Annotated in this window: 19 protein-coding genes; 9 read left to right on the forward strand and 10 right to left on the reverse strand. The window is 54.8% G+C overall.

The genetic code is table 11. The features are described 5' to 3' along the window. Positions 1-3 precede the first annotated feature (3 nt). Positions 4-969 (reverse strand): GTP 3',8-cyclase MoaA, encoded by a 966-nt coding sequence (gene moaA, locus NATSA_RS11615; protein ID WP_210512768.1) that lies wholly within the window; start codon positions 967-969, stop codon positions 4-6. 33 nt (positions 970-1,002) lie between these two features. Continuing rightward, positions 1,003-1,392: a MoaD/ThiS family protein gene (locus NATSA_RS11620; RefSeq protein ID WP_210512769.1), complete on the reverse strand. Its 390-nt coding sequence runs from the start codon at positions 1,390-1,392 to the stop codon at positions 1,003-1,005. A gap of 68 nt (positions 1,393-1,460) precedes the next feature. On the opposite strand from NATSA_RS11620, the gene moaC reads away from it, so the two are divergent. Continuing rightward, positions 1,461-2,426 (forward strand): cyclic pyranopterin monophosphate synthase MoaC, encoded by a 966-nt coding sequence (gene moaC / locus NATSA_RS11625; protein WP_210512770.1) that lies wholly within the window; start codon positions 1,461-1,463, stop codon positions 2,424-2,426. 98 nt (positions 2,427-2,524) lie between these two features. On the opposite strand, the gene NATSA_RS11630 is transcribed toward moaC, so the two are convergent. From NATSA_RS11630 to NATSA_RS11645, 4 genes are all read right to left on the reverse strand, one after another. Further along, on the reverse strand, positions 2,525-3,262 hold the full coding sequence (locus tag NATSA_RS11630; RefSeq protein WP_210512771.1) for a sulfite exporter TauE/SafE family protein: 738 nt from the start codon (positions 3,260-3,262) through the stop codon (positions 2,525-2,527). A gap of 154 nt (positions 3,263-3,416) precedes the next feature. Next, positions 3,417-3,653, reverse strand: a complete 237-nt coding sequence (locus tag NATSA_RS11635) for a thioredoxin family protein (RefSeq protein ID WP_210512772.1) — start codon at positions 3,651-3,653, stop codon at positions 3,417-3,419. A 96-nt stretch (positions 3,654-3,749) separates the two neighbouring features. Further along, complete coding sequence (locus tag NATSA_RS11640) at positions 3,750-4,838, reverse strand: permease (RefSeq protein WP_210512773.1); 1,089 nt, start codon at positions 4,836-4,838, stop codon at positions 3,750-3,752. Positions 4,839-4,934: 96 nt separating this feature from the next. After that, entirely contained in the window at positions 4,935-5,249 is a 315-nt protein-coding gene (locus NATSA_RS11645; protein WP_210512774.1) for an ArsR/SmtB family transcription factor, read from the reverse strand. Between the two features lie 265 nt (positions 5,250-5,514). Between NATSA_RS11645 and NATSA_RS11650 the strand changes: the two genes are divergently transcribed. Both NATSA_RS11650 and NATSA_RS15685 read left to right on the forward strand, forming a co-directional pair. Continuing rightward, a complete protein-coding gene (locus NATSA_RS11650; protein ID WP_210512775.1) occupies positions 5,515-5,994 on the forward strand; it encodes a hypothetical protein in 480 nt (159 codons plus the stop codon). Continuing rightward, the gene (locus NATSA_RS15685) at positions 5,973-7,610 is read left to right on the forward strand and encodes a T9SS type A sorting domain-containing protein (protein WP_336244712.1); all 1,638 of its coding nucleotides are present in this window, start codon (positions 5,973-5,975) and stop codon (positions 7,608-7,610) included. The genes NATSA_RS11650 and NATSA_RS15685 overlap by 22 nt, the downstream gene beginning before the upstream one ends. A gap of 25 nt (positions 7,611-7,635) precedes the next feature. On the opposite strand, the gene NATSA_RS11660 is transcribed toward NATSA_RS15685, so the two are convergent. Next, on the reverse strand, positions 7,636-8,964 hold the full coding sequence (locus NATSA_RS11660) for a DNA polymerase Y family protein (RefSeq protein ID WP_210512776.1): 1,329 nt from the start codon (positions 8,962-8,964) through the stop codon (positions 7,636-7,638). A 162-nt stretch (positions 8,965-9,126) separates the two neighbouring features. Here NATSA_RS11660 and NATSA_RS11665 point away from each other — a divergent pair, with 162 nt between their 5' ends. Continuing rightward, positions 9,127-9,411 (forward strand): hypothetical protein, encoded by a 285-nt coding sequence (locus NATSA_RS11665; protein WP_210512777.1) that lies wholly within the window; start codon positions 9,127-9,129, stop codon positions 9,409-9,411. Between the two features lie 110 nt (positions 9,412-9,521). Here the strand turns inward: NATSA_RS11665 and NATSA_RS11670 are convergent, their stop codons facing one another. Beyond that, on the reverse strand, positions 9,522-11,171 hold the full coding sequence (locus tag NATSA_RS11670; RefSeq protein WP_210512778.1) for a tetratricopeptide repeat protein: 1,650 nt from the start codon (positions 11,169-11,171) through the stop codon (positions 9,522-9,524). 179 nt (positions 11,172-11,350) lie between these two features. Between NATSA_RS11670 and NATSA_RS11675 the strand changes: the two genes are divergently transcribed. The 4 genes from NATSA_RS11675 (at position 11,351) to NATSA_RS11690 (ending at position 15,918) form a co-directional block, all read left to right on the forward strand. Then, positions 11,351-12,787: a sodium:solute symporter family protein gene (locus NATSA_RS11675; protein ID WP_210512779.1), complete on the forward strand. Its 1,437-nt coding sequence runs from the start codon at positions 11,351-11,353 to the stop codon at positions 12,785-12,787. Positions 12,788-13,085: 298 nt separating this feature from the next. Next, complete coding sequence (locus NATSA_RS11680) at positions 13,086-13,688, forward strand: nucleoside deaminase (RefSeq protein ID WP_210512780.1); 603 nt, start codon at positions 13,086-13,088, stop codon at positions 13,686-13,688. A gap of 268 nt (positions 13,689-13,956) precedes the next feature. Next, positions 13,957-14,943: a potassium channel beta subunit family protein gene (locus NATSA_RS11685; protein ID WP_210512781.1), complete on the forward strand. Its 987-nt coding sequence runs from the start codon at positions 13,957-13,959 to the stop codon at positions 14,941-14,943. 237 nt (positions 14,944-15,180) lie between these two features. Next, complete coding sequence (locus NATSA_RS11690; RefSeq protein WP_210512782.1) at positions 15,181-15,918, forward strand: hypothetical protein; 738 nt, start codon at positions 15,181-15,183, stop codon at positions 15,916-15,918. Between the two features lie 68 nt (positions 15,919-15,986). On the opposite strand, the gene NATSA_RS11695 is transcribed toward NATSA_RS11690, so the two are convergent. Together NATSA_RS11695 and NATSA_RS15600 are read right to left on the reverse strand one after the other, a co-directional pair. Next, entirely contained in the window at positions 15,987-16,277 is a 291-nt protein-coding gene (locus tag NATSA_RS11695) for a hypothetical protein (protein WP_210512783.1), read from the reverse strand. Positions 16,278-16,298: 21 nt separating this feature from the next. Then, on the reverse strand, positions 16,299-16,553 hold the full coding sequence (locus NATSA_RS15600; RefSeq protein ID WP_210512784.1) for a methyltransferase domain-containing protein: 255 nt from the start codon (positions 16,551-16,553) through the stop codon (positions 16,299-16,301). 541 nt (positions 16,554-17,094) lie between these two features. Between NATSA_RS15600 and NATSA_RS11705 the strand changes: the two genes are divergently transcribed. Then, positions 17,095-17,658, forward strand: coding sequence for a peroxiredoxin family protein (locus NATSA_RS11705; RefSeq protein WP_210512785.1), 564 nt, complete (start codon positions 17,095-17,097; stop codon positions 17,656-17,658). The last annotated feature ends 34 nt before the right edge of the window (positions 17,659-17,692 follow it).

Below are 17,692 nucleotides of genomic sequence, written 5' to 3' on the forward strand. Positions count from 1 at the left end.
GCGTCAGCCTCCGATGGTGGTCATGGTTCGTCCCGGCATATCCGCAAGCTCAAACATGCCTGCATGCTGTTTTTTCTTGGCCCGGATGGATTCCCGGATGATGGGCTCAAGGTCGTCTCCGCGACGCAGCGGAGTACGCAGATCGGTTTCGTTCTCCGAGAACAGGCAGTTTTGAATTCCGCCGTTGGCCAGAAGCCGGATCCGGTTGCAGCTCCCGCAGAAATACTCGCTCATGGAGCTGATGATGCCGATGCGGCCCCGGAACCCCGGGATGGAATAGTGGCGGGTCGTGTCGTGGGCGGCGTCGGAGTCACGGACCAGCATATACCGGTCAGCGAGTGCTCCCCGGATGGTTTCCGCAGGAACCATTTTCCGGTCATCCCACCGGTTACCGTCGAACGGCATAAATTCGATGTACCGGACAGTCACAGGCATGGCCCGCGCAAGCTCTGCAAAATCGACGATTTCATCGTCATTCACTCCACGCATGACCACCATGTTCAGCTTCACGCGAAAATCATGGTCGACCAGCTGCCGGATATTCTCCATGACGCTTTCAAAGCCGGGCCGGCGGGTAATCAACCGGAAACGGTCGGGTTCGAGTGTATCCAGACTGACATTGATGTTTCGCAGACCGATGTCTGAAAATAAATCGATAAACCGGTCCACCAGCAAACCGTTGGTGGTCAGTGCCAGTTCGACAGGCCGTTTGCCAAGTGCCCGGAACATTTTGTCCACATCCTGCCGGACCAGCGGCTCTCCTCCGGTAATCCGGATTTTTCGCACACCGAGCTCACAAAACGTATCGATAATGGAGAGCAATTCTTCGTAGCTGCACAAGTGCTCTTTAGGAGAGAGCGGGACACCATCGGCAGGCATGCAGTAATGGCACCGCAGGTTGCACCGCTCGGTCAGCGAAACCCTCAGATAATCGTGGACGCGTCCGTGTGTGTCGTATAATTTCGGCATGGAGAGCAGGACAAAATATTGGATAGCAAAGGGTCAGCCGCCGGAAACAGGTGTGATCAGAGCCACTTCATCGCCGTCCTTAAGCAGTGTATCGCCGTTTACATACGCCTGGTTGACCGCCAGACGGATGTATTCACGATACTTTGCAATGACCGGCATCTCCTTGGCCAGCAAATCGATCAGGTCCGATCCGCGCGCTCCTTGCGGCAGCGATATCTGTTCGGACCGCCGGCCACGATGATCCGCCAGGACACTGAACCAGAGCAGGTTTACCGTGAACCCGGGTACGTTCGAACCGCCTGCATCTGCAACTGCCCTGTCTGCATTTTCAACTGCTTCGTCCGCGGCTGCCCCGTCCGGTTTCACTCCTCGCAAACCAGAAACAGGGCCATAAGCTACGGTTCGTTTTTTTTTCTGTTCCAAAGTATGTTGTTTTTGCATATTCTCAATTTCTAAAAACCGAACTTCTTAAACAACCATTTGTTGCTATCATGATTGATATTAGTCATAAACGGTCTTCGTTGCGGTATGCAAGGGCGACCGGTACGCTGCTGGCATCGCCGGAAATTATTGAGCGCGTGCGGGATGGAAGAATACCCAAGGGGGATGTGCGCTCGGTCGCCCGAAGCGCCGGAATCCAGGCTGCCAAGCGGGCATCCGAGTGGATCGTCTTTTGCCATACGATGCCGGTGGATTGGGTGGAGGTCTCGATGGAGCTGGAAGATGACCGGATCGTATTCACCGCCGAGGTGCGCTCGGTATGGAAAACCGGGATGGAAATGGAGGCGATGACGGCAGTCAGCGCAGCATTGCTCAACGCATACGACATGCTCAAGCCGCTGAAAGAGGATGTATCGATCGGGGAGATCCGGCTGGCCGGGAAAACCGGTGGAAAATCGGATATGTCCGACCGGTTTGACAAGCCGTTGAAAGCGGCCGTCGTGATTGTCTCGTCGGCAAAAAAGCAGGGCAAAAGAGCTGATCGCGCCGGGGACGTGATCCGGGAGTTCCTGGCGGATCAACCTGTGATTGTGAGTGAGGATGTGTATGTCGATGAGGATCCCGCAGAGCTTGCCGGGACATTGAAAAGACTGGCAAAAGGTACGATGGTGCGGAAGGAACGGGAAAGCGCTGATGGTCCGGGTGAGGAAGGGCAATCGGACAGCGGAGTTGACCTGGTGTTTGTGTGCGGAGCTACGGGCCCGACTCCCAAAGACATCACGCCACAGGTGATCCGGGATGTATCCGACAAGCTGGTTCCCGGAATGGGTGAGGCAATGCGCAGCTACGGCTATCAGCGCACACCCTTTGCCATGTTGTCAGAACAGATAGCCGGACTGCGGGGACAAACGCTGATGATCGCCCTTCCCGGCAGTGCCCGCGGAGCCGGGGAAAGCATGAATGCTCTCTTCCCGGGCGTATTGCATATTTTCCGGATGCTGAGGGGCAAGGCGTGATAAGAAAAAAGGGGGGGGATTGAGCTGAAAGACGACAAAAAGTCTGGAAGCCGGTAAACTCCGGAATCCAATAAACTATAAGAACCAACACCCCGGCTTTACGGAAAAAACACCAGTTTCATTCCGGCGATGAGCAGTACCGTTGCCAGCAGGCGCTTGATTGCAATATGGCCGATCCGCCGGCTTCCCATCCAGGATCCGATGCTGCCTCCCGCAACGGCTGCAATTACTATCGGAAGCGCAAACAGGGGAAGCGACAGGGTGGCAGTAATATTTCCGGCCAGTCCGGATACAGAGTTGAACAAGATGAACAGGGCAGAGACAGCGGCAGCATGTTTGGCCGTGGCCCAGCGCATCATGAGCAGGAGAGGAGTGAGAAAAATACCGCCTCCGGTTCCGGTTAGTCCGGCCAGCAGCCCGATGCCCCCTCCGGAAGCTGCCGCTGCAGGTATGGCGGGAGCCACTTTCGGAGTGTCAGGGCGCAGATCAAAAATAAAACGGGCGGCAGAAAACAGCAGTATCACCCCGATCACCATGTTGAATACCTGCGTCGGGAGGTTCAGATATCCGCCCAGAAATGCCATCGGAATGGAAAGGATTATGAAAGGCCAGAACAGCGCCCACCGGAAGTGACCGGCACGGTAAAACTGAAGAAATGTAATAGAGGCAACAAAGATATTGAGGGTCAGTGCCGCCGGTTTGATAATCTCCGGTGCAAGGCTGAACAGAGACATCACGGCAATATACCCTGACGCCCCGGCATGGCCGACCGATGAGTATAAAACGGCAATAATAAATATTCCCAGCGAAAGATACAGTAACAGAGAAGCTTCCATGCGCTCATGGTAAGCGTTTTTCTGCAATGTCTCAATATCCTGAGGCCGCGATGAGTACTCCGCGACCCATCCCGCTCCTGTGGATCAGGAAAATCCGGAGTACTTCGTGACCAATTCCGCTTCGCCGGTTTCGGCTGGATCTATTATTTTATATTTATCCGGACTGCAGCAGGTCTTTTGCTTCTTCCAGTGAAGGTACACGCCCCGCCAGAGCGATTTTCCCGTCAATCACGACGGCCGGAGTGATACGTACACCCAGCCTGGCCATTTCCTGGTAGTCGGTGACATGGATCACCTCGGCATCACGATTCAGTTCGGCCAGAGCTTCTTTTACCGTTTTTTCTGTAGTTTGACATTTCGGACATCCGGGTCCGGCTATTTGTACTTTCATAGTTTGCACCTGATTGTTTGATGTGTGTTGTGATTGTTATGATATTTTGCAGTTTCAATTTGGCAATAATGCCGGGCAGCAAGCATTACGGTCCGGTCAGAAAACGAAATTTCCGAAGAACCAACCGACTATGGTGCCTAGTATGATGATGGTCGGGATATACACGAGCGCTTTTTTGATACCGAAGATCCGGGCGATGGCCAACCAGTTGGGCAGGCTGATTCCGGGCCCGACCAGAAGCAGGGTCAGCGCCGGTCCGTACCCCATACCCATGTCCATCAGGGCATCGACAAAGGGTGCCTCGGTCATGGTGGCAAAGTAACTGAAGGCACCGATAAGCGTTGCCAGCAACGATGCCAGCATGGTATTGCCGCCAAGCCATTCCCGTACCCAGGCTTCCGGCAGAACCGCCTGAATGATGCCGACCAGAAATACACCTGCCAGCAACAGCGGAAAGATCACCCGCACGAACCACCAGGTTTCCCGCACCCAGAGTATGAGCTGATCCCGGTCGATCATCCGAAGTGCATAGATTGCCGCAGCAATGGTGACGCCGCCCCAAACCAGAATTTTGTGCAGGTAAGGACCTTCGCGGACAAGATAATTCGGAGCCAGAAGACTGATCAGAACCAGCGCGATCAGTCCTAAGTTGATGCCGGTTATAATTTTAGGACGGGTGCGCTGTGCATCACTCCCACTTTGCCCGACCGTTTTGTGATCAGTTTGATTCGCTGTTTCCCCGCGCCTTTCATGGCGGAAGGCAAACCGCATGACGAGTCCGACCAGGAAAGCGACCAGCAGGGCTGCGATGATCCGCACGATCACCATTTCTGCACCAAGGATGGTTCCGGTGTAGACCAGGGCCAGGATGTTTGCCGCCGGAGCAACCCACAGTATGATAAAGGCCACCCCGACACCCGCACCGGCAAAATAGAGTCCCGCCGCAACGGGAATTACCGTGCATGAGCAGGCTGCAACCAGGAAACTGGCGGCCGCTGCAAGCGGAAAGGATTTCATGATACCCGCCTGTTCGCCAAGCAGATCCAGAATGGCATTGCGGTTCAGAAAGGTGACCATGGCACCTGCCAGAAAGAAAGCCGGTACCAGGCAGGTCAGGGTGTGTTCCAGAATGTAGTACTCCAGCGAACCCCATCCCGCTGCGAGTAAATCGATAAGGAGAGACATAGGCGTCAGGCTGATAAATTCGGAGTTGAAAACATTGGTTATGGAAATAATGAAAACATGAGCAAATACTCATATTAAAAGGCAAAAAAAATCGCTTCAGAATTCAGTTTCATGGATACTGCGCTCTGCGGCATTTCTGACGATCCGGCCCGACAGGTCCAGAAGTTGAAACACCTCCTCGTCGGCGACCCGGTAGTTGATACGCACGCCGTCACGCTGAGGAGTCAGTATGCCGCTGTCGACCAGTATCTTCATGTGCCGGGATAAGTTGGACTGCTCCATGTCCAGCTGTGGTGCAATTTCGCAACTGCAGGTCAGTCCTTTTCGGACAGCCTCCAGAATGCGGATCCGGTTCGGGTGGGCAATCGCCTGCAATATTCTGGCGCGTAATTTCGAAGAAATGGCCGGCATGTGTGCAAGAGAAAAAATGGTGATGTTTTGATAGCAATATCAATATACAGTATATGAATATATGAGCACTTATTCAAGTATAAAAAGAGCACAGTCATGTAAAATAGTTTTAAAAGTGCAATTGAGGCTGAATGCGGTCTTCTATATATTATTCACAGGCGAACAGCACCACAGGTGAACCTCCTTCACTCCGAAATCCCTGAAAACTATGACACACTTGAGATGCTGCTTATCCGGCGGGTCGGACAAAATGATTCCCGCAGTTATGATACCGCTCTTCCTGCTTTTTTTTCTGGTGACAGCATTTGCCCTGGCACCATCTTCATCGGCCCAGCAGACCCGGTGGCTGAACGCAGGTTCCCTGCAGAACTGGTACTCCGAAATTGGAAATGAGAGGGAGCACGGACTGGTAACCTCTCAGCAGTACGGATTGCGATGGCCGGCCATTCTTGAATACCAGGACGCCCAGGCCGGCAAGGCTTTCTGGATCGGGCTGCAAGGTTTTGATGATGGTGAGAATGAACCATTTGATTACAAGGTCATTCACATCGGTCCCAGAGTTCAGGGTGCGGACCATTTTTTCCCGCGGGAGTTTGCCCTCCATTCACGGTACAGAGTTCCCGAAGTGATGGTGGAGGGCCGGCGGTCGGTGTATGACAATACTGGTTCGCAGCCCGATGTGGTTGATCCCGAACTGCCGTCGGACCGGATGATCCGAATACCGTGGAAACGTCTCTGGGACTGACGTTTACCCGTGAAATCCACCAGTTCAGTCAGCAGTTCCACGATAACTACCACATTTTCGAGTACACTATATCCAATGAAACGGGCATGTATCGTGACGTTCCGGAGCAGACACTCGACAGCGTCTATTTTTATTTCCAGTTCCGCTATGCGCCGGTCAGAAAATCACGCTACATGGTGGCCAATCATACCGGATGGGGGCGCAACACTATGAATGACCGGTGGGGTGACGGCCTGCAGGGACAATCAATCGGGGAGCCTTTTTCCGATGACGGACCACCCATGCGCGCCTCCTATGACTGGCACGGATATGAACCGGCGCGCAGCATCGACTACAACAATATCGGAGCGCCTCAAATTGACCCTGCGGACCAGTTCATGAGTCTTTCGGATACACTCGGACACCTGCTTGCTCACCACTTCGCCGGCCATGTCACGCTGCATGCGGACTCCTCACCGGACGATCCGTCCGACGACCTGCAGCAGCCGCGCACCAGGGGGCACATCAACTCGGACAGTGATCTCAAATCCGGAAATGATCCGTTTAACCGCGTGAGAACGGAGCGCGAGTACGAGCTGATGACCCGGGGCATCATGCCGCGCCATGCCTATCAGGTGCACGAGGTGGCAGAATTTATGGATTTTGCCGATCAGATCAGCGATCCCCGGTTGGGTACTTCAGGCGGGATGTCAGCCATGAAGGCATATGGCCCCTACACTCTGGATCCGGGAGATACGATCCGCATTGTCTGGGCGGAAGGGGTGGCCGGACTGAGCCGCGAAATAGCCGAAAAAACGGGTGAGCGGTTCAAGGCATATTACGAGGGCCGCACGGATGACGCACAGGGTCCGCTCGCGGACGGAACGACCGGAGAAATGACCACCCGCGCCAAGAATGAGTGGGTGATGACCGGGCGCGACTCGTTGCTGCAGACCTTCGAGCGTGCTATTGCCAATTACCGGAGCGGCTACAACATACCCCGTCCACCCCCGCCTCCATCCCGTTTTGAGCTTGCTGCATTCGATGATGCCATTGAGCTGAGCTGGGATTTCTCCGGCGATGAAAACGATGTCAGCGGCTTCGAAATTTATCGCGGCGCAGGCAGTTTTGAGGCACACCACAAGCGCATTGCCGAACTGGAGCCGTCAGCCCGCAGCTTTATTGATGACAGCTTGCAGAATGGCACGGACTACTACTATTACATTGCTTCGGTCGGACATGATGAGGAGCGTGTGAACATCGGGAAAACCCGGACTGGCATTCTTCGGAGCAGCCGGTATTATACTCAGACATGGGATCCCGTTTCTCCCCTTACCGACACCGGCATCCGGGGGGATGATGGCACTTCGCCCCGGACATTTGAACTGGTTCAGAACTATCCCAATCCGTTCAATCCGGCAACGAAGATCGGTTTCACTCTTCCGGAGGCTGCGGATGTGCGTTTGGAGGTTTTTGATGTGACCGGAAGACAGGTGGCTTTGCTGCTGAATGAACATAAACCGGCCGGCCGCCATGATGTCACCTTTGACGCCGGTGATTTGTCAAGCGGTGTGTATCTGTACCGCATTCAGGCCGGAGGTCATATCGAAACCCGCAAAATGCTTTTCATAAAATAGTGACAGCTGAGCTGCCGGCTGCAACTCAGCTCCGGTTGACAAAATGGGTCTTTCCGGGCACGCCGTCTTTGACGGCTCCCTTGACGACGGCCTGCCTGCCGTAGGTGTTGTTGATGGTGTCGATGGAGCGGTACAGCCGGCCGAGGCGGTCGTCTTCCCGGAAGAAGATTTCGAGCTGGTCGCCCGGCACCATATCGATGGTGTGCAGGCCGACACCCCGGAACGTATGTCCTTCGCGCCGGGCCTGCCTGAGCAGTTCCACGGCCACCGGAATGCAGGCATCCATCACGTATTCATCGATATGGGTGTATCCGGGTGTGGAGAAGGCAAAAGAGGTGCCCTGCCATTCGGCGTTCTGAAACCGCAAGTAGCAGCCGAAACGCCGGGCTTTTCGCCGGTATCCGCGCATCCGGTAACATACCTGCTGAATCGCCTTGACCAGCTCGGCACGCACCTGGCCGATGTCGGCGGTCCAGTCGGAGAAGGTGTGCATGAAGCTCACCTCGTCGGGCACATGACGGTTATTGTCGAGGACTTTGGCGCGATCCCGGCCGGTCACCATTTCGTAGAACAGACGTCCCTGCATGGCGCCGAAAATCTGTTCGAAGATGGCCGGACCGCGCCGCCGCGCGTCGGCGATCGTAAGGATGCTGTGGCGCTGCAGCCGCCGGTATCGCCGGCGTCCGATGCCCCAGACCTCATCCAGAGGCAGTTCATCCAGCTCCGAACGGGCTTCCTCCTCGTTCATAAGCAGAAGAAGCCCGTTGGGTTTGCGGAGTCCGGACGCCAGCTTGGCGTACGTCTTGCTCCGCGCCATGCCTACCGAACAGACCAGTCCGAGCTCGTTGTAGATCGCCCGTTTAAGCCGCCCGGCAAAATCCAGAATGGCCCGGCGCGGCTGACGCTGAAGAAACGTCACATCCAGAAAGTATTCGTCCATCGAGTATTTTTCCACATCGGGCGCGAAATCTTCCAGGATCGCCTGAAGCTGACGGCTGATGCCCTTGTACTTGTCATAGTCGATCTGCAGGAAGACCAGATAGGGGCAGATCTGATGCGCCTCGAAAGCGCTCATCGCCGTTTTGATGCCGAGCTGCCGCGCTTCGTAGCTCGCGGTGGCCACGATTCCGCGCGGGGTGCCGTCCGGCTTGCGCCATCCGCCCATCGCCACCGGGAGCCCGTACAAATTCCAGGCCCGCTGCTCGACCTGCGCGTAAAAGCAGTTCATATCGATGTGCAGGTACAGCCGTGGTTTCAGGCTTACATGCTGATGCTCGCGGGCAACGCTGCTGTACAGCGTAATACGGTGCACATCCTGCTCCAGGTCGTACGATGTGATGCGGTCGGGATTCATAAATACGCCATTTTTTGTCCGTTTTCTGATTTCTCCGTTTGACGGGAATGATCATATGTGTAATTTATGTGTAATCATGTTTCCGGACAACCCGGCAGCACAAAAAAGCGACAAAAAAGCGACAAAAAACCGACAGAAAACCGACAGAAAACCCCGTCCGAAATGGATAAATATCCGGCCATCAACGTGCTAAGCATTTTTGCGGGATTCCGTTCGCCGAAGGTGAAATTCGGCATCACCCCGCTGCGTTTTCAGCTGCCGGACGGGCAGAGTCACCGCATTGCCCAGATACGCCAGTCGCATACCGAGCGGGTCGGACAGGCCATGCACTATCACTTTGTTGTCCGCTCTGCCGAACAGCGCTACTTTCACATCGTCTTTGACGCAGGCAAGCTTACCTGGCACCTGGTTCAGGAGTTCGACGCCGAGCTCCTTTTCAATGAATGACGCATCCGGCAACCAGGCAAGCAGTGCCTTTTCCGCATGCCGTATCCATGCCCGCATCATGGCACATTCGTAAGCCCGGCAGGCGGCTGTCCCATGAGATCGCGGGATTTTCAATGGGACCGGCTGACGGTCTCGCCGCCCGCCATCGGGAATTCCAGCTCTCCGGCCGCGCTGTTCAATAACTGCGCAAAGTAATACCTTGCAACCCGTTCATCACCATTCATCCTGGCTGCTATGGATGCACCCATGAGCGTATTCAGCCTTCCGGGCCAGAGCTTGTCCGATGCCTCATAAGCTGCAAGGGCTTCATCCGGCCGATCCAGATCCATATATAAATTGCCAAGGGCTTCATAGGTGGGCTGAAGGGCACCCGGTGTTACCGGATGTTTTTCCACTGATCCTTCGAGCTCGGTTGCTTTTTGGGTGAGTTCAACGGCTTTTGTTTTATCCCCTTCCTCAAATGCGATACGCCCGGCCAGTACGTGGCGGTCGGCGTCAATGTAGGCCACCATATTATCATCTCCCCGCTCTTCAGCAATATCGCGAAGCTCCGACATGCGTTGCTTTGCACTTTTTGCTTCATCAAGGTTTCCGGTGTGAACTGCACCGAGTCCCCGCGCATACCAGGTCAGGGCTTCAGCCCAAGGGGATTCATCCCACGGAAGATACCCGGGTGTGCGCGGTTCAAGAGACCGGGCGCGGTCCCAGTCATGCTGTTCAACGGCGAGCCGGGCCGGAGTGGCCGCAAAATGATAAGCACTCACAAAGGTCTGCTGGTGCCTCTCTTTGTTCAGCGCTTCTTCAAATACCGCTTCGGCCTTTTCATCTTCACCACGCTGCAGATAGGCGTACACCTTATAATCGATTGCATGGATGTAGTGATGAGATTCGGCACCATTGACCGGAAAGTCGAGTGCCGCATCAGCCGAAAGCCTGTTCCATATAATGACCTCGGGCCAGTCGCCCAGACGGACATAAATATGTGACGGCATGTGCAGCGCATGAGGGGTATTCGGTGCTATCGCGGCATACGCTTCCACCATGTCCAGGGCATTTTCAGCGCGTCCGTCAACATCGGTTGCATGAATACTGTAATGAATGGCACCCGGATGTTCGGGTACTTCCTCAAAAATGGAACGGAGAACATCCTCGGCTTCATCGTATAGCGGATCACGATCATTAATGAATTGTGCTTTTGTCAGCAATGTCAGTCCATACAAAGCCGCAATATCATGATCTTCAGAAAAAGCTTGATATGCTGTTTTCACGCCATCGCTCCATCGGTCAATCCGTGTTCGGAAATCAGCGGATTCCGGCTCACGGAAAAACGCCTTCGTCGACGCTATCAGAGCGTTTTCCCGCTCGGTTTCAGCCAGATCATCAGCCTTTTGAATTTTTTTCCAGCCATACTGCAAATCATCGTTGCCGGGCCGGGTTCCCCAAAGCGGCTGGAACAACGTAGTGGCTATGCCCCAATAGGCCATGGCGCAGTCCGGATCTGCTTCAGCAACTTTCTTAAAGTTTTCCCGCGCTGATACGTACATCATATGGTGAAGCATGCCCAAAGCATGGTTGAAATCAGCCCGGACGTCTTCGTTACAGGCAACTCCGAAGTCAATCATTCCGATTTCCGTTTCATCAGGAATGGGATGGTCATCGTGCATGTGTTCATGCTGGGCCGTCAGGTCAGGGGCTGCAATCAACATGAACAGCAGCACGGTTGCGATGCTGCAAACGGTTCTTTTGTTCTTTATGTACATTGCCTTCCTCCATTGGTTGTGTGTGTATGTGCACTTAATAAAATAAACTTACGCCTAAGTATAATAAAAACAATAAAATTAAAGACATGCAACCGGGTCTTGCTCCGCTCTGTGGGCTTTTTCCCCGCTCTTTATTATACTGTCGGGTTCAACAGCACCTGTAACCTGAACCTTACCCGATGCAAACCTCCCAGCTCATCATAGCCGGCCTCTACTTCGCGGTGATCTTCGGCGTGGGCATGTACGCCACCCGCTACGTCAAAAATGCCACCGACTTTTTGCTGGCCGGACGGCGGCTCGGCCTGGTGCTGGCCACCGCAGCCCTGGCGGCAACCCACTTCGGCGGCGGCTTTGTCGTCGGCACCGGCGAATGGGGCTACATGTACGGCCTGACCGGCATGGCCTATGCCGTAAGCGTCGGGCTGGCGTTGCTGCTGCTGGCTGTTGTCGCCGCCCGGCGGATGCGCAGGCTCGGACTGGTAACCGTGCCCGACTACCTCGAACACCGCTATCACAGTCCGGTCGCCCGGTTTCTCGGAGCCCTGCTCTCGCTCATCGCCATCATCGGGATCCTCGGGGCGCAGGTGTGGGCCTCGCAGGGAGCACTGAGCATTCTGGGCATCGATCCCGTCGTCGCCGCAACCATTGCCACTTTGCTGTTCATCATATACACCGCCGCATCAGGACTCTGGGGCGTCACCCTGACCGATGCCGTGCAGCTGGCCATTATCTTCATCGGCATTCCGCTGGCCGCGGCCCTGGGCCTGCAGTCAGCCGGCGGATTTGACGGAATCCGGGAAGGCCTGGCCGCCGCCGAACCGGATGTTTCCGTCGACGGCTATTTTCATCCGGCCGGAGCAGGGGGGATGTGGATCGTGGCCGCACTGCTGCCCGCCATTTTGTACACGCTGATCGGACAGGATTTCTACCAGCGCCTGTTTGCGGCGCGGGATGAAAAAATCGCCGTGCGCGCGGCGGCCCTGGCGGGATGCATCCTCATCCTCTACGCCGTTTTTCCGACCGTGGCCGGCATGGCGGCGCGCGGGGTTTTCGGAGAGGGGATTGATCCGGCCCAGGCCATTCCGCTGCTGGTGGCCGAAGTACTCCCGGCGTGGATCGGAGCCATCGTGGTGGCCGCCATCATCGGTGCAATCATGTCGACCGCCGATTCGCTGCTGGTGGCCGGTACATCCCACCTGACTCATGACATGTATGCCCGCATCGGGCCGGCGGACCGGACCGGCGATACCCGCCGGATGCTGCTCATATCCCGCATAGGAACGGTTGTCATCGGCCTGCTGGCCCTGTTTCTTGCCCTTTATATCCAGCGGATCATCGATCTGCTGCTACTCTCCTACACCATGTACGCAGCCGGGGTGTTTGTGCCTGTGGTGATGGGACTTTACTGGCCGCGGGGCACGGCTGCCGGAGCCGTATCCGCCATCATCGGCGGATCGCTGACCGGACTCGCTGCAGCGCAGGGGTGGCTGGCGCTGCCGTATCTTTCAGAGTGGCCGCCGATTGTTCTGGGAGCGCTGGTGTCGCTGATCGTTTATGTTGCGGTATCGCTGATGACCGAAGCTCCTGATAGGCGGGATCCGGCTGAACAAGGTTGAACCCGCCTGAACCCCGCTGAACTCGTCTGAACTGCCTTGAACCCGGCTGTTTGCGGGCTGAACCCCGCTGAATACCGCTGATTCCGGCTAAACTCGTCTGAATCCAGCTTAATTCGGGCTGAATACCGCTGATTCCGACTAAGCCGCACCCGGTTGCCGGGAAGCAGGGCAAAGATTTACCGATAGGAAAATTCGGGATGGATCAATAAGTTGATGATGTATGTGCATGTATCTGCCTGTGTGCGTTTTTGTCCTGCCGCAGGGCAGCATCCCGGGCAAAACCCCATGAATCAGAAATATGAATCAGCAACCGAACTTTTTGTCCGAATTCCGGTTCCGGCTGCCAGACTGGGTGGCGGGTTTCCTGCCGCCGCCCGGCCATGTCTTCCGAAACGATGAGGAAAAAATGCGTCTGGCCATCGATCTGGCCCGGGAGAATGTCCGGCGCGATACGGGCGGACCCTTTGGCGCCGCAGTTTTCGACCGTGACAGCGGACGGCTGATTGCTCCCGGCGTGAATATTGTAGTGCCCGCCTGCTGGTCCGGCGGACACGCCGAGATGGTTGCCTTTGCACTGGCCCAGCAGGCGTTCCGGACACATGACCTTGGCGGACACGGAATGCCGTTTTGTGAGCTTTTTTCCAGCACCGAGCCCTGCGCGATGTGCCTGGGAGCTGCTCCGTGGTCGGGAATCCGGCGCCTGGTATGTGCTGCCGCCGATGAAGATGCCCGCCGCGTGGGTTTTGATGAGGGTCCCAAGCCGGACGACTGGGTGGCGGGTCTGGAGCAGCGCGGCATTGCTGTCCGGTCCGGTGTTCTGAAAAACGAGGCCGTTGCCGTGCTCAGGGACTATGCTGATCAGGGCAAACCCATTTACAATGCCCGTCAGGACGGGTCCTGAAACATGACATCCGCTCAGCGGGAACGTGACCTACTATCCGCGCCTGATGAAATAATCTTAAATGCCGGGGCTGTAACGCTCTTTTAACCAAAAAAAAACGAACCCACTGCCCGCGGAAATGATTCGGGCCCATATCCGGTTACAGAAGTACAATGGTGATGACCCATATTCTGTCATCAGGAGTGGCAGCGCCTGAACATCCGGGTGCCGGCCGCCATCGAACCATCATAATTTACCAGAAAACCCTTCACCAAAACTATTATCCATTATGATCTACCGCAGACTTGGAAAAGCCGGAGTGCAGGTCAGCGCCCTTTCATTCGGATCCTGGCTCACTTTCGGAAAACTGATTGATGACGCTACCGCTGAAAAACTCATGCATATTGCCTATGATAACGGCATCAATTTTTTCGACAATGCCGAGGGATACTATTTCGGCAAGTCCGAGGAGGTGATGGGCGATATTCTCAAAAAGTCCGGATGGGACCGCACCACATACCTGGTTTCCAGCAAGGTGTTCTGGGGAGGAAAGAAGCCGAATCAGACCGGACTCAGCAAAAAGCACGTGTTTGAAGCTTGTCATGCCGCCCTGCGACGGCTTCAGGTGGATTATCTGGACCTGTTCTTTTGCCACCGGCCCGACAAGAACACCCCCATGGAGGAGACCGTATGGGCAATGCACCAGCTGGTGATGCAGGGCAAGGTGCTGTACTGGGGGACCTCCGAGTGGAGCGCCCAGGAAATCATGGAAGCGCACGCCGTGGCGAAGCAGCACAATCTGGTGGCGCCGGTCATGGAACAGCCGCAGTATAATATGATCCATCGTGAGCGGGTGGAGGTCGAGTACAAAAAGCTGTACCGTCCGGATGTGGCCGGAATGGGTACCACCATCTGGTCTCCGCTGGCATCAGGCCTGCTCACCGGAAAGTACAACAAAGGGATTCCCGAAGAGCAGACCCGGCTCAAGGAGGAGAATCTGGACTGGCTAAAAGAAGCCATTCTCACTTCCGAAAACATCGAAAAGGCCAACAAACTGACCGGACTGGCGGATGAGCTGGATATGTCCCTGGCCCGGCTGGCTGTTGCATGGTGTCTGAAGAATCCGGATGTAAGCACGGTGATCCTCGGGGCGAGCAAGGAGCATCAGCTCGAGGAAAATCTCAAAGCCGTCGAAGACATTGACAAGCTGGACGATGCAGCGATGGATCGCATCGAGGAGATCCTGCAGAACAAGCCCGAACAGCCGATGTTCTGATCCGCTGCCTGCGGTCCGGAAAACTGTTTACTGGGTACTGTTCACTGACACACTGACACACTGACACACTGTCTACTGACACACTGTTCACTGTCACATCTCTGCAACAAACCGCAATGATGCATCGTAATAGTAACAGGAGGGCGGACTGCGTCCTGCTATTGCCGATTTTTTGATGAGCCACTCAACATTTTTCATGCCGGAATGACCCTGCGTTTGTTAGCCATAGCTTGCATCATGGTCCTGTTAGCAGCACCGGGACAACCGCTCGGGGCGCAGTCGCGCACCGAAGATGCCAAAGACCGTCTCGACGGCAAAGATGATCCGGCCATCGTCCAGGCCGCCCGGATCGCCTGGCATATCGGTATCGATGTGATGCCCGCATTCTTCTACTTTCAGCCCATCGAAGAGGACGAGCCGAAACTCCGGTACAACCGCCACCCCTATCAGGACCCACAATTCTCGGGAATCCGCAATTTCGATGACGGATACAGCGGACTTTGGGATATCCAGGGGACCTTTTCCCTGCCGCAAACCTCCCGGGCCATGCAGCAGGTTTCGGCAACCGTCAAGCGCAACATCGGTTACTGGAGTTTGTCCGCCGGCTATGAATATCTCAAAGAGGATGCCGCACCCTATCCGATTCATCAGGGGCAGTTCCTGATCGGGCGCAAATTCCGCTTTCATCCGAAGGGGGATGGGGGCTTGCAGTTTGGCATGCGGACACTGCAGCTTGACGGAGACTACTATCCGGGTCCCGATATCGGTGTCAATCTGGAAATGTTTCCTCTGCGGCCCTTTTCGATCGGTTACCAGGGTAACTGGACCTACACCCGCTTTGCTGATGTGATCAACCATCAGCTTGACCTGGGGATCCATCTGTCATCCAGCCGGGTATTTTTCCGCTACCGCTGGCTTGATATCGGCGGTATCAAGTTCGATACGCTCACCGCAGGGTACGGGATTTATTTCTGACGGCGGGCTCCTGATTTCGGTTGCTGACCCGGTTGCTGATCCGGTTCCTGCACGTGTTCCTGTACGGTTCACTCCTGACGACGGAGGATCAGTTCGTGATGCGCGCGGTTAACGCACAGCAATGCCTGGATCACGGCCTTCCGGTTGCCTGAAAGTGCCCGCGACCAGTCTTTTTTCCAGCTCTGGAAAAAGGATGCCCTGTTTGAGGAAAGGATCCGGAAGCCCTGGCTTTCCACCATGGCTTCGAGTTTTTTCGCTGAAAAGGTGAAGGGATGTCCCTTGTCAATGACCGCAAGCTCCATCAGCCCGCGGATGAACCGGCCCCAGAAGTGATACACATTCACTCTGAGATACATCATTCCGCCGGGCGCCAGGACCCTTCAGGCTTCGGACAGGATTTTTTCCGGCGACTCGGTGTGATCCAGAACGTTATCGGTAATCAGCAGGTCAAATTCGCCATCGCTGTACGGAAGTTTTTCCCCTTTTGCTTCGATGAATTCCACATTGTGCTCTCTGGCCTGCTCGCGGTGCGCGCGATAGGCAGGCTGCGACTCGAACAGACTGTTCAGCGGATCCGATGCGACGCTGCGCCGGCACCGGAGAAAGGATACGATTCCGACCGGACCTGCTCCCACTTCAATGACATCAGCATCCGGCAGACGAAATCCGTTCTTTTCAAGCTTTTCTTCGATGTCGGAAGCCAGAAGCTCCAGATAATCCGTTTCGTAAATATCGGTGACATTTTGCCACCACGCAGCCTCGTATTCCTGCGCCTTTTTCCATCGGGATTAACTGCCGGACGCGGACGTTTTACTCATATCAGCGGATTATGAAAGAGAATTCAATTGGTGAACCTGTTCCGTTACCGGAAAAAGCCGGCCGGATGGGATGCCTCAGCCGTGCTGCGCCGGGTACCGACTGCAAAAAAGCTACATACACGGGCTTTGCAAATTATTACGGGGAGGACGTAGGGTCACGGCGGATACGGCTTGCCATTTTTTGTGCAAAAATGCCCGTGATCCGCAGCGCAAAAAAAGTTCTTGACAAAAGGGTGGTTTATTTGTTACTATAATATTAGTACTAAAAGATTAAAGGTGTTGCAATATTGAATGTTTCTTACTTTTTAATCTGCTTGATTAGAAAAACCAAGTAATTAGTAATTTTAAAATGAGCACAATGAAGATTCCCATTATCTTTACTTTGCTAGTGCTATTCCTCGTGCAAGATTCCGCAACAGCCCAGCAATGGGTTCAAGATTACATTCAGCGCGAAGGATTTAACCCAGACAGTATAGTGGCGTACATCCATGGGGAAATGCAGGGAGAGGTAGACTCGCCAGTTCCTGACTTTTCGTTCACTCCGCTTGGAAGCAAACAGTCCCTTAGCCTTGATTACTTTAACGGGCAGCCGACCGTGTTGATGCTCTGGAAGAAAGGTTGCTCAGGATCACGCATGCAGCTGTTCGAGCTCGAAAAGCTGCATGAAAAATACGTCAGACAAGGATTGAATATTCTCTACGTATCGCCTGAGTCTGACTCAACCCTCAAGGCCTTTGAGAGAGAACATCATGTATCGGGAAAGATGGCAACTATTCAGGAAAAGGAGCTGAGCAATCCATATCAACTGTTTGCTACGCCATCTGTTTTCGTAGTGAATAAGGCGGGCTTGGTGCAAGATGTATGGTTAAAACCCAAAAAAGTGCTCGAACTTGAAGAAATCATAACTCCTCATTTAAAATAAAAGTAAAAACGGGTCACTGTATTAAAAAGCAAAT

The sequence above is a fragment of the Natronogracilivirga saccharolytica genome, from assembly GCF_017921895.1.
GTDB classification, from domain to species: domain Bacteria; phylum Bacteroidota; class Rhodothermia; order Balneolales; family Natronogracilivirgulaceae; genus Natronogracilivirga; species Natronogracilivirga saccharolytica.

What these genes read in the sequence shown, in the direction of transcription:
- moaA (WP_210512768.1), bottom strand. Translation starts at nt 969, where the DNA reads ATGCCGAAATTATACGACACACACGGACGCGTCCACGATTATCTGAGG.
- moaC (WP_210512770.1), top strand. Translation starts at nt 1,461, where the DNA reads ATGATTGATATTAGTCATAAACGGTCTTCGTTGCGGTATGCAAGGGCG.
- NATSA_RS11630 (WP_210512771.1), bottom strand. Translation starts at nt 3,262, where the DNA reads ATGGAAGCTTCTCTGTTACTGTATCTTTCGCTGGGAATATTTATTATT.
- NATSA_RS11635 (WP_210512772.1), bottom strand. Translation starts at nt 3,653, where the DNA reads ATGAAAGTACAAATAGCCGGACCCGGATGTCCGAAATGTCAAACTACA.
- NATSA_RS11640 (WP_210512773.1), bottom strand. Translation starts at nt 4,838, where the DNA reads ATGTCTCTCCTTATCGATTTACTCGCAGCGGGATGGGGTTCGCTGGAG.
- NATSA_RS11645 (WP_210512774.1), bottom strand. Translation starts at nt 5,249, where the DNA reads ATGCCGGCCATTTCTTCGAAATTACGCGCCAGAATATTGCAGGCGATT.
- NATSA_RS11650 (WP_210512775.1), top strand. Translation starts at nt 5,515, where the DNA reads ATGATACCGCTCTTCCTGCTTTTTTTTCTGGTGACAGCATTTGCCCTG.
- NATSA_RS11660 (WP_210512776.1), bottom strand. Translation starts at nt 8,964, where the DNA reads ATGAATCCCGACCGCATCACATCGTACGACCTGGAGCAGGATGTGCAC.
- NATSA_RS11665 (WP_210512777.1), top strand. Translation starts at nt 9,127, where the DNA reads ATGGATAAATATCCGGCCATCAACGTGCTAAGCATTTTTGCGGGATTC.
- NATSA_RS11670 (WP_210512778.1), bottom strand. Translation starts at nt 11,171, where the DNA reads ATGTACATAAAGAACAAAAGAACCGTTTGCAGCATCGCAACCGTGCTG.
- NATSA_RS11675 (WP_210512779.1), top strand. Translation starts at nt 11,351, where the DNA reads ATGCAAACCTCCCAGCTCATCATAGCCGGCCTCTACTTCGCGGTGATC.
- NATSA_RS11680 (WP_210512780.1), top strand. Translation starts at nt 13,086, where the DNA reads ATGAATCAGCAACCGAACTTTTTGTCCGAATTCCGGTTCCGGCTGCCA.
- NATSA_RS11685 (WP_210512781.1), top strand. Translation starts at nt 13,957, where the DNA reads ATGATCTACCGCAGACTTGGAAAAGCCGGAGTGCAGGTCAGCGCCCTT.
- NATSA_RS11690 (WP_210512782.1), top strand. Translation starts at nt 15,181, where the DNA reads ATGGTCCTGTTAGCAGCACCGGGACAACCGCTCGGGGCGCAGTCGCGC.
- NATSA_RS11695 (WP_210512783.1), bottom strand. Translation starts at nt 16,277, where the DNA reads ATGATGTATCTCAGAGTGAATGTGTATCACTTCTGGGGCCGGTTCATC.
- NATSA_RS11705 (WP_210512785.1), top strand. Translation starts at nt 17,095, where the DNA reads ATGAAGATTCCCATTATCTTTACTTTGCTAGTGCTATTCCTCGTGCAA.